The following is a 14,296-nucleotide window of genomic DNA, read 5'->3' as shown; positions in this document are numbered from 1 at the left end:
GACCGCCTTTCCGCCCTTGCGCCCTCGCCCATGAACGCCGTCGTCACCGCCGCCCTGCCGGTCTTTGCGCTGATACTGACCGGCTGGCTGGCCGCCCGCTGGCGCATCCTGGGCACCCACGCGACCGACGCGCTGAATCGCTACGTGGTGTACCTGTCCTTGCCCGCGCTGCTGTTCCGCGCCATGACGCAGGTGGACCTGGCGCAGATGGCGCACTGGGGCTTCGTCGGCGCGTTTGCGGGCGGCATCGCCATCACGTTCGTGGTTTCGTTCCTGGCGCGCGGGCGCCGCGCGCAGACGCTCACCGACCGCAGCATCGAAGGCCTGGCGGCGTCCTACGCCAACGCCGGATACATGGGCATTCCGCTGTGCCTGGCGCTGCTTGGCGCCGACAGCCTGGCGCCCGCCACTTTCACCACGCTGCTCACCGCAAGCGTGCTCTTCGGATTTGCCATCGCCCTCATCGAGTTCGATCGGCAGCAGACGCCCAACCTGCCCGCGACGCTGCTGAAGGTAGGCCGCGCCCTGATCCGCAATCCGCTGCTGGCGGCCCCGGTCCTCGGCCTTGCCTGGGCGGCAACCGGTGCCCGTCTGCCCGAAGGCGTCGACCGCTATGTGGCCTTGCTGGGCGCGTCCGCCAGCCCGTGCGCGCTGGTGACCATCGGCCTTTTTCTGGCGCAAACGGAAACCGCGGCCTCCGGACCGGGCGTGATGCGCCTGGTGCTGGGCAAGCTGCTCCTGCAACCGGCCGCGACTGCGGTGCTGGCGTTCTACGTGTTCTCGATGCCGCCGCTGTGGGCCTGGACGGCCGTGCTGATGAGCGCGCTGCCCATCGGCACCGGACCGTTCATGCTGGCCAAGATGTATGGACGCGACGCCCGCGTGACCTCGCGCGCCATCCTGGTCAGCACCGTGGCATCGGTGGTGACGGTCAGCCTGCTCGTCGCGTGGATCAGCGCGCACCCCGTCTCGTGAACTCACCAGCGGCACTATATAACTTGAAGTTATTGCTAAAGCACGAATCCTTGGTTTGAGATATTTACTGACAGGACTAGACTGACGTCCATTCCCACGGGTGCGCCTTTCGCACCCGTTTGCATTTACGACTTGATCCTCGGGATTTTCATGAGCGCCAACGCCTCCTCCCTGCCGCTGCCCTCGGCCCTGCCGCCCATCCACATCAATCGCAAGCCGCTCTGGATTGCGGTGCTGCTGGTCCTGGCCGGCGCCCTGTACCTCAACCAGACCGTCAGTTGGCGCCAGGGCGCGCTGTGGGTGGTCGGCGCACTGCTTGGCGTCACGCTGTACCACGCGTCGTTCGGTTTCACGCAAGCCTGGCGCGTGTTCGTATCGGACCGCCGCGGGGCCGGCCTGCGCGCGCAGATGCTGATGCTCGCCGTGGGCGTGCTGCTGTTCTTCCCCTTTCTGGCCGCCGGCACGCTGTTCGGTCAGCCGGTCAACGGCTTCGTGTCGCCCCCGGGCGTCTCGGTCCTGCTGGGCGCGTTCCTGTTCGGCGTCGGCATGCAGCTGGGCGGCGGATGCGCGTCGGGCACGCTCTTCGCGGTGGGCGGCGGCAACACCCGCATGGTGGTGACGCTGCTGTTCTTCATCGTGGGTTCGGTCATCGCCACGGCCAACTTCGGCTGGTGGTCCAGCCTGCCGGCGCTGGCGCCCACGTCGCTCATCAAGACCTGGGGCCTGGCGCCCGCGATCCTCGTCAATCTGGCCGTCTTTGCGCTGATCGCCTGGGTCGCCACCACGCTGGAAAAGCGCCGTCATGGCCACGTGATTTCCTTCGCCTCGCGCACGGCTCGCCCCGTTTCGCTGCTGCAGGGTCCGTGGCCCCTCGTGTGGGGCGGCGTGGCGCTCGTCGTGCTGAACTTCGCAACGCTGGCGTTGGCCGGACGCCCCTGGGGCATTACGTCCGCCTTCGCCTTGTGGGGCGCCAAGACGCTGGATGCCCTGGGCGGCGACGTCGCCACCTGGGCCTACTGGGCCAAGCAGCCGTCGCTGGCCGCGCCGCTGCGCCAGGATGTCACCACCGTCATGGACATCGGCCTCATGCTCGGCGCGCTGGCCGCCGCCAGCGCGGCCGGCAAGTTCGCGCCCGTCTGGAAGGTGCCGGCGCGCTCGCTCGCGAGCGCCGTGATCGGCGGCCTGCTGCTCGGCTATGGCTCGCGCCTGGCCTTCGGCTGCAACATCGGCGCCTACTTCAGCGGCATCCTGTCGGGCAGCCTGCATGCCTGGCTGTGGCTGCCTGCCGCGTTTGCCGGCAGCGCACTGGGCGTGCACCTGCGTCCGCTGTTCGGCCTGGCCGTCGAAAAGACACCGCCGGCATCCAGCTGCTGAGAATCAGTGTTCCAACAATGGCCTCCTGATGCAGGAGGCCATTTTTTTTGCCCGGCCGCCAAGCCATTGAACATGCGCCTTTCAGCCTATCCTCCGGCTGCGCAAGGCACGCGCCGGCGCACGCGCACGCGGCCCGCCATTCATCCGGCAGCCAGCGGCCCTGGTGTATGGTTGCTGCATTCCGAAAAGCGGAGACGGACATGAACTGGATTGCCGGCCGATTCACGGCCTTTCTGTTGACCCTTGCAGGCGCGGCCATCACCGCGGCCCTGGCCGCCACCGCGTCGTTGTGGTGGCTTGCGGCAGCCGTGCCGCTGGCGCTGCTGGGCGCGCTGGGCGTGTACGACCTGATCCAGCCTCGGCACGCCATCCGCCGCAATTATCCGGTCATCGGCAACCTGCGATTCCTGTTCGAATTCATCCGCCCCGAGATCCGGCAGTACTTCCTGGAGGACGACACGCAGGCCTCGCCGTTTTCCCGCGCGCAGCGTTCCATCGTCTACCAGCGCGCCAAGCGCGAGATCGACAAGCGCCCCTTCGGCACGCAGGAAGACGTCTACGGCGACCGCTACGAATGGATCAACCATTCGATGTCGCCCTCGCATATCAACGACACGGACTTTCGCGTCACCGTGGGCGGGCCCGACTGCACGCAGCCCTATTCCATGTCGGTGTTCAACGTGTCGGCCATGAGCTTTGGCGCGCTGTCGGCCAACGCGGTGCTGGCCCTGAACGAAGGCGCGCGGCAAGGCGACTTTGCGCACGACACCGGCGAAGGCGGCATCAGCCGCTACCATCGCCAGCCGGGCGGCAGCCTCGTCTGGAACATCGGCTCGGGCTATTTCGGTTGCCGCGACGAGCACGGCGCGTTTTCGGAAGAAGCGTTTGTGCGCAACGCCTGTACGCCGCAGGTCAAGATGATCGAGATCAAGCTGTCGCAAGGCGCCAAGCCGGGCCACGGCGGCATCCTGCCGGCGGGCAAGGTGACGATCGAAATCGCCGAGGCACGGGGCGTGGCGCCTTGGCAGGACTGCAATTCGCCCGCCAGCCATTCCGCGTTCGACAGTCCGATCGGCCTGATGAAATTCGTGGCGCGCCTGCGCGAGCTCTCCGGCGGCAAGCCCGTCGGCTTCAAGTTCTGTGTGGGGCATCCCTGGGAGTGGTTCGCCATCGTCAAGGCGATGCTTGAAACCGGCATCACCCCGGACTTCATCGTGGTGGACGGCGCGGAAGGCGGCACGGGCGCAGCGCCCGTGGAATTCGTGGATCACGTGGGCACGCCGCTGCGCGAGGCGCTGCGGCTCGTGCACAACACGCTGATCGGCGTGAACCTGCGCGACCGCATCAAGCTGGGCGCGTCCGGCAAGATCATCACTGCGTTCGACATGGCCCGCGTGATGGCGATGGGCGCCGACTGGTGCAACGCCGCGCGCGGCTTCATGTTTGCCATCGGCTGCATCCAGGCCCAGGCCTGCCACACCGGCAAATGCCCCACCGGCGTCACCACGCAGGATCCGCTACGGCAACGCGCGCTGGTGGTGCCCGACAAGGCGCAGCGCGTGGCCAATTTTCACAAGAACACGCTGCATGCACTTGCAGAACTGCTGGCCGCAGCCGGCCTGACCCACCCGGGCCAGTTGCGCCCGCACCATATCGCGCGACGCATCTCGCCCAGCGAAATCCGCCTCTTGTCCGCGCTGTTTCCGGAGCTGGCGCCTGGCGAGTTGCTGCGCGGCGAGTTCCGGCACCAGGTCTTCCGCGCAGGCTGGGCGATGGCGCAGGCGCAGTCGTTTCAGCCCACCCACGACATCACCACGGCCCTGGCGCGCGAGCACGCCGCACAGGCCGCCGCGGCCGGCAACTCCTGAACGGCGCTGACGGGCGGCGCGGACAGGATCCGAGCCGCCCGCGCACCCGCTACAACCAGCGCTCGAACATGCGCGAGAACGACTCCATGAAGCGGTCGTCCAGGCCGCGCTCCTTCCAGGCCTCGGGCGTCACTTGCTCGGCATCGGCCACGTCGCGCTGGAACAGCGCCTCCATCTCGGCCGCGAACTCCGGTCCCAGCACCACGGCGTTGATCTCGTAGTTCAGCGCAAAGCTGCGCCAATCCATGTTGCTGGACCCCACGGTCGACCAGACGCCATCGACCACCGCCGTCTTCGCATGCAGCAAGGCGTCACGGCGTTCGTAGATCTTCACGCCCGAGCGCAGCAGATCGGTGTAGTGCGAACGCCCGGCATGAAACACCAGCGACGAGTCGCTGAAGCCCGGCAGCACCAGCACCACGTCCACCCCGCGCCGCGCCGCGGATTGCAGCACCTCGATGAACGCCGGATCCGGCACGAAGTACGCCATCGTGATGTGGATGGATTTCTGCGCGCTTTCGAACGCCGACATCAACGTCAGATAGACCGTGTAGCCGTCGCTGCGATCGGGCTGGTTCGCAAGGATGCGGACGGCGGTGTCGCCGACCGCAGGCGCAACGTGCGAATCGCCGCCCTTGATGGGCTCCTTGGCCTGCGATGCCCAGCCGGCCTGCAACACCTGTTCCAGCTGCGCCACCGCCGGCCCTTCGATGCGCAGGTGCGTGTCGCGCCAGGGCGCGGAGTCGGCATCCTTGGCGGGCTCGCCCGCCTTGGCGCCCGAGCCGCCGCCGGATCCCGACGACCCGGAGCCGCTTCCGCCCGAGAACGAAGACGACTCGTACACGCTGCTGACGTTGATGCCGCCCAGGTAGCCCACCTTGCCGTCGACGACCAGCACCTTGCGGTGGTTGCGCTGATTGGGTGACCAGCCGGCGCGCGCGTTGACCGGATTGACGGGATTGAAGACCGCCACCTGCACGCCCGCGTCGCGCATGCGCTGGAAAAGGTCATCGGGCGTCTTGATCGTGCCGACCGCGTCCACCATCAGCGACACCTCGGCGCCGCGGTTGCGCGCCGCGATCAGCGCGTCTGCAAAGCGATTGCCCTCCGCATCGTCGTCGAAAATGTACGTTTCCATGTGCACGTAGCGGCGCGCCTGGGCGATGGATTGGAGCATCGCCTTGTACGTGCTGGGCCCGTCGGCAAGCAGGCGCACCCGATTGCCCTTGACCAGCGGCGCGCCGCTGACCGCCTGCTCCACCGCCAGGTGCCGTGCAAGAAAATCATCCTTGGGGGTTTGAGGGTCCGCAGCAATGCCTTGCCCGCGACGATAGCTGTCCTGTGCCGCATCCGCGGACAGGCCTGCTTGCGCGGCGCGCGCGTGCCGCTCCTGCGCGTCGGGGACGCTGGCGCAGGCGGCGAGCACGGATGCGACGCACGCAAACAGGACGGCGCGCGCCCAGCGGCGCGCGTCGGTCGTCAGTGCTTGCAGGGCATTGCGCGGCCCACCCCGGCTCAATGCCGGTAATGGGCTCATGATGCGTCTCTAGCGTCGATTACCCGCCACGAAAATGCAGCCGAGCACGGCGCCCACTATCGCCGCCACGCCGACCGACTTCCATGCATTCTCATGCACGTATTCGTCCGCGTAAGCGGTGGCCCGGCGGGCTCGTTCGCGGGCGACGCCTTCCCAGCCGCCAGCGGATTCACGCGCATCGGCGAGCTGGCGCTTCAAGCGCGCGCGCGCCGCTTCGATTTCGGAGCCCGTATACGAGGCGGTCGAACGCAAAAGGTCTTCCGTGCCGGCGAGCAGCTCGTGGAAGCTGTCATTCACGCGTTCACGATGCAAAGCCATTTCAGCGCGCTGGTGCTTTCGATTCATGCTAGCTCCTTCGATTTTTTCTTGGAAGTCCCATTGTCCACACCAACGGCCCAAAACTGCCCGAGCTTTCGCAACCAGCGGTAAACCGATATTTCAGCGGCCCGAAACTTGCTGATGGCGGAGTCGGAACGCCTGCGCGTGACCTCGCGGCCCCTTCCCGTATTCCGCCAAACGCGATTTCGATTTCGTAAAAGTCCATTGCATTCAGAGGCCTGGCGCTTGACACGCAAACCCCCCCAGCCGCCACAATGAGTCTTTGCAATGCGCTTCAACCGCCCCAAAAAGGAACTGAACGCATGGTTTCTCCTTCCGCACTCCTCGCCGCCGTCGCCCCCGAATTCATCGCGCAGGAGCCGCAGCACCCCAGCGCCGAGCAGATCGAATTGCACGAAGGGCTGCTCGACAGTGCCGCCCACATCGATCCCAAGTTCCTGTACGACGCGCTCGGCTCGTCGCTGTTCACGGCCATCACGCAGCTGCCCGAATACTATCCAACGCGTTGCGAAGACGAGATCTTTCAGCGCCACGGCATCGATATCGCGCGCCACGTCGGCCCCGTGCAGGCCATGATCGACCTGGGCGCCGGCGATTGCGTCAAGGCCGAGCGGCTGTTCGCCAGCCTGCGGCCCAGCCACTATGTGCCCGTCGATATCTCGGCCGACTATCTGCAGGCAGCCGTGCGGCGCCTGAAGCTTTCGTATCCGGACATGCGGATCACGGCTGTCGGCCAGGATTTCTCACATGAACTGGCGATGCCCGAAGGCGTTCCGGGACAGCAACGCCTGTTCTTCTATCCCGGCTCCAGCATCGGCAATCTGGGTCCCGAAGCCGCGTACGCCATGCTGCGGCGCATCCGGGAAGCCTGTCCCGGCGGCGGACTCGTGGTCGGCGTCGATCGGGTCAAACCGAAGAGCGTGCTGGAACCGGCGTATGACGACGCCCTGCACCTGACGGCCGCGTTCAACCTGAATCTGCTGCGCCACGTGAACACCGTGCTCGGCAGCGATTTCAATGTCGATGACTGGCGCCACGTGGCGCTCTTCAACAGCGAACGTTCGCGTGTCGAAATGCACCTGGAGGCGCAGCGCGCCGTGCAGGTTGCCTGGCCCGGCGGCCACCGCGAGTTCAAGGTCGGCGAACGGATCCACACCGAGAACTCCTACAAATTCACGCCGCAAGCCTTCAGCGATCTGCTCCACCGCGCGGGCTTTCGCGACATCGCGCACTGGTCGGACGCCCGCGACTGGTTTTCTGTTTTCAGCGCCCGCGCCTGACGCAGGGCGCCCACGATTCTGGAGATATCCCCATGGACCCCGCATGCCTGCTGACTCATCCCGCCATCGGGCCTTATGCCAGCGGACAAGCCGGACAGCACGACCGGTACGACGCCGTACGCTCCACCACCGCCGCCTTGGCCGCGCCCTTGAGCCCGGAGGATTGCCAGGTGCAATCCATGCCCGATTGCAGTCCGGTCAAATGGCATCTGGCGCACACCACCTGGTTCTTCGAGACCTTCCTGCTGGCGCGCTATGACGCGTCCAGTCCGCCCTTCCATCCGCAATACCGGATGCTTTTCAACTCCTACTACAACGCCGTCGGCGCAAAACATCCGCGCCCCCAACGCGGCCTGTTGTCGCGCCCGCCGCTGTCGGAAGTGCTGCAATACCGGCAGCATGTCGACCAAGCGATGCACGCGCTGATCTCGCGCCTGGGCGGCAACGATCCCGAATTCGACGCGCTGCTCGAGCTTGGACTCAATCATGAGCAACAGCATCAGGAACTCATCCTGACCGATCTGAAGCACATGCTGTCGGCCAACCCGCTCAGGCCTGCTTACGTCGCGCCGGGCCAGCCCGCGCAGCCGCCCGCTACCACACCGGGCTGGACCCGGTACGACGGCGGCATCACGCGCATCGGCCACGACGGACGCGGGTTCGCCTTCGACAACGAAGGGCCGGCCCACGACGTCCTGCTGACGCCCTTCTCCCTGTCCGATCGCCTCGTGACACAGGGCGAATACCTGGCCTTCATGCAGGATGGCGGGTACCAGCGGCCCGAACTGTGGCTCTCGATGGGGTGGGACATGGTGAGCGCACAAGGCTGGCGCGCTCCGCTGTATTGGGAAAGCTCGGACGATGCGTGGCGTGTCTTCACGCTGCGCGGCATGCAGGACCTGGAGCTGCACGCCCCGGTCACGCACGTCAGCTACTTCGAGGCCGACGCCTACGCCCGCTGGGCCGGCGCGCGCCTGCCGCGCGAAGCGGAATGGGAATACGCCGCGCGCCAGTTGTCGGAAGACACCTATTCGGCCCGCGCGAACATGCTTGAAAACGGTCACCTGGACACGCGCCCCGCCCCGGCGCGCCACAGCCAGGGCGGTCCCGTGCAATTGTTCGGCGACGCGTGGGAATGGACCTCAAGCTGCTATGACGCCTATCCCGGGTTTCAGCCCAGCGCGGGCGCCGTCGGCGAATACAACGGCAAGTTCATGTGCAACCAGTACGTGCTGCGGGGCGGCTCGTGCGCAACGCCGCGCGACCACATCCGGCCCAGCTACCGCAACTTCTTTCCGCCCGAGGCGCGCTGGCAGTTCTCGGGCATCCGCCTCGCGCGGGATGCCTGAAGGGCGGCGCGCGACCGCACCAACGCTGGCTGAACAAGTTGTCCAGACCGGCCGAAAAAATTTGGCTGGCGCCCACTTGCACTCCAAAAAAACTTCGTGCTAGAATTTCGTTCTTCGTTGATCGGCACTTGCAACGCAAACCGAACGGCGAAAAAAGGATGGCGCATTAGCTCAGCCGGTTAGAGCGACGGAATCATAATCCGCAGGTCCCCTGTTCGAATCAGGGATGCGCCACCAAGGAATTTAAAAGGGCCCGCACACTGTGCGGGCCCTTTTGCATTCGGGCGGATTATCTACACCCGAAGCACCACATTAAACCCGATAGACCGCATCGCGGCGGCGGCCGCCCCAGGTGGCAGCCAGGCTCGCCACGAACGCGCCGATCAGCATCGATGCAAAGCCCCACAACGCGAACGCCGCGGCAGCCTTGCGGGCTGCGTCTGCAGCTTCCTTGGCCTTCACCTTGGCTTCTTCCGCGGTCTTCTTGGCGTTCTGGATCGCCTCGTCGACGCGGCGCTGCGCGACGGCGGGTTCCACACCGGCCTGGGCGGCCACGACCTTCACCACGTAGTCGCGATCGGCCGGCGTCATGTCGCCGCGGGTGATGCTCATGGCGACGATGCGGCCAACTTCGGCACGCGCCGCTTCAGGATCGGTGTTGGCCTCGGGACGTTCCGAGCGCATCAGGGTGTCGGTGAGATAGTCGGTTGCGCGCTCCATGCCACCGCCACTGCTCGCACCGGTCGCGCCGGCCGTCGCCGCCGCGGTTGCCGCCGTGCCGGCCGTGGCCGCCACCGAAGCGCCGGCCTTGGCAACGCCGGAAGCCATCGACGCGAGCGCGGAGCCCAGCAGCGCGGCGCTGACCACGGCGCTCAGCGCCCAGACCAGAAAGCCGTGCGCGGTGTCGCGAAAGTAGACCTCATCGGAATGCACGTCGACCCATTTCGTCCGCAGGCGCCCGGCGACATAGCCGCCGATGCCGTACGAAATGATCTGCGTGAGCAGCATCCAGACAATGATGCCAATGCCGATGGCGGGCGCCGACACGCCCTCCTCACCCCAAGGCGAAACGGACAGAAAACCGAGGCCGGTGCCGCCGGCAAACAATGCAAGCGACAGCGCCGCGGCGATCACCGCGCCGGCGAATACCGCCGCCCACGACACGGCCGAAATGGCGGACTCACGTGGAGGCACGCCATCGGCATAAGGTTGGCTCAATGAAGACGTATTTTGCATGATCGATCCTTGTCCAGAGACTTACGCAGCCGCGCACACGCGGGTGCCAAAGCGGAAATGACGCACCGGCCTTCAGTGCCAGAACAGAGCCAGCAGGATGATGATGGGAATGGGCACGCCGAGCAGCCACAACAGGATTGAGCGCATGGAAACCTCCTTGCTTCGATGAAGGGATCGGAATTGAAGTAATGCTGGCCGCAATCAGGCCAGGTCGATGGTGCCGGGCGCGCGGGGATCCGGCGCGGGCGGCGTGGGGTCGATGACGTCGGGGTTGTCCGTGGGACGGCCCGGGTCCGGACGCGGATCGTCCGCAGGCGGGTTTCCCGGGAGCGCCGGATCGTCAGGCGTGAGATCGTCCGGCTGACCGGGCTCTCGATGCGGGATCTGGGACATGATTGCCTCTCCTCAAGCAGCGCAAGATGCGCCTTGCATGAGCATCAGCAAATGGCGTGCCCAAGACCGCTCAGCGGCCGGGCGCCATGGAAGGACGGCGCGCGGCGTCAGTCCTTGCGCTTGCCGCCGCTTGCGGCCGGCGCGCGTTCGGACGTGTCGTCCGCGAGAAATGCAAGGACGGCGGCCTTGCCGGCCGTCGACGCTTCATCCTGGCTGGGATATCGCCTGTCCGAATAATTGGTGCTGCGCACATTGCCGGATTCGGGATCGAGCAAGGTAATGATCCACGCAAACTCGCCGGGCGAAAGCTGGCGGACCTGCAAGGTGGCGCGCGTGCCAGGGCGTAGTTTTTGCGGCATCTGGCGGCCTCTCCGGTGTTTTGATCACGCCATCGTAGCGCAATCGCGCCGGGTTGCCGAAGCCTGTTCCGCCGTCGGAAATTGCTGCGTCCGCACACGATTTTCATGCTGCACACTGCGCGGCAAATACGCCACAAAGCCGCCCGCCGGCAAGGAAAACCCTAGGGTGCAGTCTCGCAATACAGGCGCACAATCGACACAAACATCAAGACCGCACAGCGGCGCCGCATCCCCTAAATCAGGCGAGGACGGAGACAACATGACTTACGTAGCAGTTTTCATGAGCTGTTTGATGGTTATGGGTATCGTCGCGTTGGTGGTTCAAACGATACGAAGCGCAGGGCCCGAGCCCTTGCTGAAGATATCGGCGGCGATTGTCAGTTCCACTTTTGCCTCGTTGCTGCTGGTTCCCTTGGGGTTCGCAGTCGCCCTGACGATGCTCGTCGAGTAAATCTCCCCCTCTCACGACACGGCCCGGACTATCCGTTGCGGGCCGGTCTGCCGCGCGTCGCTGCCCAGCACAACAATGAACCGGCGGTGACCATTGCCACGCCCTGCCAGAACGACAGGGTGAGCGGCGTGGATAGCCACAGCGCGGCAAAGAAGGTGGAGAAGACCGGCGTGAAGTACGACGCGGTAGCCAGCAGGGTCAGGTTGCCCCGCAGTATTCCGACGTTCCACAGTGCATAGCCGCTTGCCATGGCGCCAGCGGCCACGCACAACTCGACCGTGGCGGGCGCGGCAAACACCAATGCGGGTTCCGCGCTGAACAGGTACTTGATCCACAAGACCGCTGCCGTGAGCATGAAAAACAGCGCGACGCCATTCTTGCCGTCCGCAAAGCGCTTGGTCACGTTGCAGTAAACGGCCCAGATGATGGCGCCGCTGAAGGCCAGTCCATAACTCAGAGGATTGCTCGACACATTCGCGGCGGTGCGTTCAATTGACAGCCCGCCCGTTCCGCCCACGACCCAGACGATGCCGCAAACCGACAACAAGATGCCCGGCGCCACCCACCAGCTCGCCCGCTGCCCATTGATGAGCATGGCGAACACCACCGTCAGGCATGGCCACAGGTAATTGACGATGCCCAGCTCGATGGCTTGCGCACGATCGGCCGCGAATCCCAGCGACAGCGACAGGCATATCTCATAGGCGACGAACAGCAGGCTGCCCACGATGAGATACGACCGGGGAAACGTGCGCAGCTTGGGCAATCCCAGCAACAGCACCAGGAAGATGGACCCTCCCGTATAGATCAGCGCGGCGCCGCCAATGGGGCCGAAGTTTTCACTGACGCCCCGGATCAGGCCGACGACCGTGCCCCACAGCAGGATAGCCAGCAGACCCAGGGTAGTGGCCGCGTTCCGGCCAGGATTCAATTGCATTACCGTTTCCGATTGCGCGCCGCGCATGCCCGGCAATCAGACCGGACCGGCGCCAAGGCGGCAAGTTTAGCGAAAACCCAACGGAGAAATAGCGGCATGGCCATTTCTACACGCAGGATGAGCGACGTGCTGGCAAGCACGGATTCGGGGCGCCTTTACCGCATTGAAGTGTTCTTGCGGGCGGACGACGCGGGCGCCAGCCCCATGCCGCTTGCCGCATCGCGCTACATACTCAGAACCTCCGAAGGCGACCCTGTCGTCGCGCTGGACAACAGGCGCTATCGCTTGAAATCGGGCGAGGTCCTGACCGCACTGTCGCCGCGCCAGGATATGTGACGCGCATGGCGACCGGCGGCGGACCTACTGGTCCTGCGCCACCCGGCGCTTGCCCAGGCCCTTGGCGCGGTACAACGCCACATCGGCCCGCTCGAGCAACTGCAACATGGTGGCGCCCGATTGGGGATACACCGCGATGCCGATGCTTGCCGACACCGCGACGCGCACATTGGGGTACGGTAAGGACAGGCTCTCGACCAGGGCTTCGGCCACCAGCCGCGCGTTCTCCTGGTTGGCGCCCAGCAGCAGCACCGCGAATTCGTCGCCGCCCAGCCTTGCCGCCACGTCCGAGACCCGGATGGCGCTGGCCATGCGATCGGCCGCCTCTTTCAGGACCGTGTCGCCGGCCGCGTGCCCGTGCATGTCGTTGACCGCCTTGAAGCCGTCCAGGTCGATCGCCAGGATCGAGAACGAATCGCCGCTGCGCTGGGCGACCGCCAGTTCACGCAGCACGAGTTCGCCGAACAGCACCCGGTTGCACAGGCCGGTGAGCGGATCGTAGTGCGCCAGGTGCTGGGCGCGCGCCAGCTTGCGCGACGCCTGCAGCATGGCGGCGCCCACCTCCTGGGCTTCCTTGATGCGCGTGGCGGGCAGTTCCACGGTCCGGCCTTCGCCCAGCGCGAGCGCCGGCGCGACCAGCCCCTGCACGGCCGACGTGAGCCGGCTTGCAAGCCTGAGCGCCAGCCACAACCCCAAACCGAACGCGAACAACGTGCCCAGACCAATCCACGCAATGGATCGGTACAGGTCCGTGGTCAGCAATTGCATGGGCGCGCCGGCGGCGACTGTCCAGCCCGACAGCGTCGACCGGCTGAACGCGGTGTAGACGGGCGTGCCTTCCTTGGTGATCGTCTCCAACGAGCCTTCGCCTTCCTGCTGCACGGCGCGGGCCAGCGCCGGCACCGCCTTCTGCCCCACAAATTTGGAGGTGTCGCGGGTGCGGGCGATGATGGTTCCCGAGCCGTCCAGCACGGCGGCCACCCAGCCCTCGGGCAGGGCGCGGCGGCCCAGGACGTTGCCGATGCGCTCGGGCGACAGTCCCACGTTCAGGCTGTACACCACCTCTCCGTCCCGCAAGACTGGCACGCCGAGCGCGATGGTGGGGTCCTTGGTCAGACCGCCGGTGAACAGGCTTGTCAGCACCGGCATGCGCGTCAGGAAGACGCGACCCAGTTCATCGGGCGCCCTGCCGGTTGGCAAGGCCGAGCCGTAGGGCACCTGCGTGTTGATGATCTGCCGGCCTTCCTTGTTCGTCAGCACGTAAGTGTCGGCGATCTGAAAGCGCACGGACTCGCGCGCGCGCCGATGGAAACCGGCGAGATCGCCCTCGACCAGATCCGGCGAGGACGCCAGCATCTGCAGACCGGCTTCGACGCCGGTGAGCTCGCGATCCAGGATCGCCGTGAGATTGCGCGCCAGGAAGATCGTGTCGCGGAAGATCCGCTCTTTCTGGATGACGTAGCTTTCGTAGACGGCGACCGTCGCCACGATGAGCGCCGGGGTAATACAGGCAAAGACGAGGGCAAGCAGACCCGTCCGCATGGAATAGCGGCGCGCCCGGCGGCGGCGCACGCCAGCAACCGTTTCGCCGTCAGCCATGGCGCGGCCTGCCCCTCGGTCTGCCCATCGCCCTGCTATCTCTCTTCCAGGTCGGGCGTGCCTGAAAACTGGCTCTTGAGCAGCGTCAGCGCGCCTTTTTCAGCCAGCGCTTCGTTGGGGAACACGTGCTTGGTGTCTTCAAGAACCGGAAAGCCGAAGACGCGCACGCGCGTGTGGTATCCCTCGGGCGTTTCGGCGAACTCAATGTCGAAGTTGCGTTCCTCGATCCAGCCCGACCGATGCAGTTTCCATTCCATATCCGG

15 protein-coding genes and 1 tRNA gene are annotated in these 14,296 nt (G+C 65.9%); 8 read left to right on the top strand and 8 right to left on the bottom strand.

What is annotated here, in order from left to right:
* The first annotated feature begins 30 nt into the window (after window positions 1-30).
* The 3 genes from QEP15_RS07615 to QEP15_RS07605 all read left to right on the top strand — a co-directional run bounded on the left by QEP15_RS07615 (window position 31) and on the right by QEP15_RS07605 (window position 4,217).
* Window positions 31-975: an AEC family transporter gene (locus QEP15_RS07615; protein ID WP_142049863.1), complete on the top strand. Its 945-nt coding sequence runs from the start codon at window positions 31-33 to the stop codon at window positions 973-975.
* 150 nt (window positions 976-1,125) lie between these two features.
* A complete protein-coding gene (locus tag QEP15_RS07610; protein WP_217618545.1) occupies window positions 1,126-2,349 on the top strand; it encodes a YeeE/YedE family protein in 1,224 nt (407 codons plus the stop codon).
* A gap of 200 nt (window positions 2,350-2,549) precedes the next feature.
* Window positions 2,550-4,217 carry an FMN-binding glutamate synthase family protein gene (locus QEP15_RS07605; protein WP_062838448.1) on the top strand — a complete coding sequence of 556 codons (1,668 nt, stop codon included), beginning with the start codon at window positions 2,550-2,552 and terminating at the stop codon, window positions 4,215-4,217.
* Between the two features lie 49 nt (window positions 4,218-4,266).
* On the opposite strand, the gene QEP15_RS07600 is transcribed toward QEP15_RS07605, so the two are convergent.
* Window positions 4,267-5,754 carry a phospholipase D-like domain-containing protein gene (locus tag QEP15_RS07600; protein WP_082586243.1) on the bottom strand — a complete coding sequence of 496 codons (1,488 nt, stop codon included), beginning with the start codon at window positions 5,752-5,754 and terminating at the stop codon, window positions 4,267-4,269.
* A gap of 9 nt (window positions 5,755-5,763) precedes the next feature.
* Entirely contained in the window at window positions 5,764-6,099 is a 336-nt protein-coding gene (locus QEP15_RS07595; RefSeq protein WP_056320053.1) for an ElaB/YgaM/YqjD family protein, read from the bottom strand.
* A 296-nt stretch (window positions 6,100-6,395) separates the two neighbouring features.
* On the opposite strand from QEP15_RS07595, the gene egtD reads away from it, so the two are divergent.
* The 3 genes from egtD to QEP15_RS07580 all read left to right on the top strand — a co-directional run bounded on the left by egtD (window position 6,396) and on the right by QEP15_RS07580 (window position 8,959).
* Window positions 6,396-7,373 (top strand): L-histidine N(alpha)-methyltransferase, encoded by a 978-nt coding sequence (egtD, locus tag QEP15_RS07590; RefSeq protein ID WP_217618547.1) that lies wholly within the window; start codon window positions 6,396-6,398, stop codon window positions 7,371-7,373.
* Window positions 7,374-7,405: 32 nt separating this feature from the next.
* On the top strand, window positions 7,406-8,722 hold the full coding sequence (gene egtB, locus QEP15_RS07585; RefSeq protein WP_280148611.1) for an ergothioneine biosynthesis protein EgtB: 1,317 nt from the start codon (window positions 7,406-7,408) through the stop codon (window positions 8,720-8,722).
* 160 nt (window positions 8,723-8,882) lie between these two features.
* Window positions 8,883-8,959, top strand: a tRNA-Met gene (locus QEP15_RS07580).
* 75 nt (window positions 8,960-9,034) lie between these two features.
* Here QEP15_RS07580 and QEP15_RS07575 read toward each other — a convergent pair.
* From QEP15_RS07575 to QEP15_RS07565, 3 genes are all read right to left on the bottom strand, one after another.
* Window positions 9,035-9,958, bottom strand: coding sequence for a hypothetical protein (locus QEP15_RS07575; protein ID WP_217618548.1), 924 nt, complete (start codon window positions 9,956-9,958; stop codon window positions 9,035-9,037).
* Window positions 9,959-10,159: 201 nt separating this feature from the next.
* Window positions 10,160-10,351, bottom strand: coding sequence for a hypothetical protein (locus tag QEP15_RS07570; RefSeq protein WP_056320045.1), 192 nt, complete (start codon window positions 10,349-10,351; stop codon window positions 10,160-10,162).
* Between the two features lie 107 nt (window positions 10,352-10,458).
* Window positions 10,459-10,710 (bottom strand): hypothetical protein, encoded by a 252-nt coding sequence (locus QEP15_RS07565; protein WP_056320044.1) that lies wholly within the window; start codon window positions 10,708-10,710, stop codon window positions 10,459-10,461.
* Window positions 10,711-10,969: 259 nt separating this feature from the next.
* Between QEP15_RS07565 and QEP15_RS07560 the strand changes: the two genes are divergently transcribed.
* The gene (locus tag QEP15_RS07560; protein WP_062838453.1) at window positions 10,970-11,161 is read left to right on the top strand and encodes a hypothetical protein; all 192 of its coding nucleotides are present in this window, start codon (window positions 10,970-10,972) and stop codon (window positions 11,159-11,161) included.
* Window positions 11,162-11,189: 28 nt separating this feature from the next.
* Here the strand turns inward: QEP15_RS07560 and yddG are convergent, their stop codons facing one another.
* Window positions 11,190-12,098 (bottom strand): aromatic amino acid DMT transporter YddG, encoded by a 909-nt coding sequence (yddG, locus tag QEP15_RS07555; protein WP_142049887.1) that lies wholly within the window; start codon window positions 12,096-12,098, stop codon window positions 11,190-11,192.
* 96 nt (window positions 12,099-12,194) lie between these two features.
* Between yddG and QEP15_RS07550 the strand changes: the two genes are divergently transcribed.
* Window positions 12,195-12,434 carry a 6-phosphofructokinase gene (locus QEP15_RS07550; protein WP_217618562.1) on the top strand — a complete coding sequence of 80 codons (240 nt, stop codon included), beginning with the start codon at window positions 12,195-12,197 and terminating at the stop codon, window positions 12,432-12,434.
* A gap of 24 nt (window positions 12,435-12,458) precedes the next feature.
* Here the strand turns inward: QEP15_RS07550 and QEP15_RS07545 are convergent, their stop codons facing one another.
* A complete protein-coding gene (locus QEP15_RS07545; protein ID WP_280148610.1) occupies window positions 12,459-14,033 on the bottom strand; it encodes a diguanylate cyclase in 1,575 nt (524 codons plus the stop codon).
* A gap of 35 nt (window positions 14,034-14,068) precedes the next feature.
* Window positions 14,069-14,290 (bottom strand): hypothetical protein, encoded by a 222-nt coding sequence (locus QEP15_RS07540; RefSeq protein ID WP_152383847.1) that lies wholly within the window; start codon window positions 14,288-14,290, stop codon window positions 14,069-14,071.
* Window positions 14,291-14,296 lie beyond the last annotated feature (6 nt).

The organism is Achromobacter mucicolens, assembly GCF_029866465.1.
GTDB classification, from domain to species: Bacteria; Pseudomonadota; Gammaproteobacteria; order Burkholderiales; family Burkholderiaceae_B; genus Achromobacter; species Achromobacter mucicolens.
The sequence above is the reverse complement of the archived record's forward strand: the minus strand, read 5'-3'. Positions and strand labels throughout refer to the sequence as shown.

Bases quoted from the DNA above. Each gene is read 5' to 3' on its own strand.
- QEP15_RS07570 (WP_056320045.1), bottom strand. From the start codon at position 10,351: ATGTCCCAGATCCCGCATCGAGAGCCCGGTCAGCCGGACGATCTCACG.
- QEP15_RS07540 (WP_152383847.1), bottom strand. From the start codon at position 14,290: ATGGAATGGAAACTGCATCGGTCGGGCTGGATCGAGGAACGCAACTTC.
- QEP15_RS07610 (WP_217618545.1), top strand. From the start codon at position 1,126: ATGAGCGCCAACGCCTCCTCCCTGCCGCTGCCCTCGGCCCTGCCGCCC.
- QEP15_RS07575 (WP_217618548.1), bottom strand. From the start codon at position 9,958: ATGCAAAATACGTCTTCATTGAGCCAACCTTATGCCGATGGCGTGCCT.
- QEP15_RS07615 (WP_142049863.1), top strand. From the start codon at position 31: ATGAACGCCGTCGTCACCGCCGCCCTGCCGGTCTTTGCGCTGATACTG.
- QEP15_RS07565 (WP_056320044.1), bottom strand. From the start codon at position 10,710: ATGCCGCAAAAACTACGCCCTGGCACGCGCGCCACCTTGCAGGTCCGC.
- yddG (WP_142049887.1), bottom strand. From the start codon at position 12,098: ATGCAATTGAATCCTGGCCGGAACGCGGCCACTACCCTGGGTCTGCTG.
- QEP15_RS07560 (WP_062838453.1), top strand. From the start codon at position 10,970: ATGACTTACGTAGCAGTTTTCATGAGCTGTTTGATGGTTATGGGTATC.
- QEP15_RS07550 (WP_217618562.1), top strand. From the start codon at position 12,195: ATGGCCATTTCTACACGCAGGATGAGCGACGTGCTGGCAAGCACGGAT.
- QEP15_RS07545 (WP_280148610.1), bottom strand. From the start codon at position 14,033: ATGGCTGACGGCGAAACGGTTGCTGGCGTGCGCCGCCGCCGGGCGCGC.
- egtB (WP_280148611.1), top strand. From the start codon at position 7,406: ATGGACCCCGCATGCCTGCTGACTCATCCCGCCATCGGGCCTTATGCC.
- QEP15_RS07605 (WP_062838448.1), top strand. From the start codon at position 2,550: ATGAACTGGATTGCCGGCCGATTCACGGCCTTTCTGTTGACCCTTGCA.
- QEP15_RS07595 (WP_056320053.1), bottom strand. From the start codon at position 6,099: ATGAATCGAAAGCACCAGCGCGCTGAAATGGCTTTGCATCGTGAACGC.
- QEP15_RS07600 (WP_082586243.1), bottom strand. From the start codon at position 5,754: ATGAGCCCATTACCGGCATTGAGCCGGGGTGGGCCGCGCAATGCCCTG.
- egtD (WP_217618547.1), top strand. From the start codon at position 6,396: ATGGTTTCTCCTTCCGCACTCCTCGCCGCCGTCGCCCCCGAATTCATC.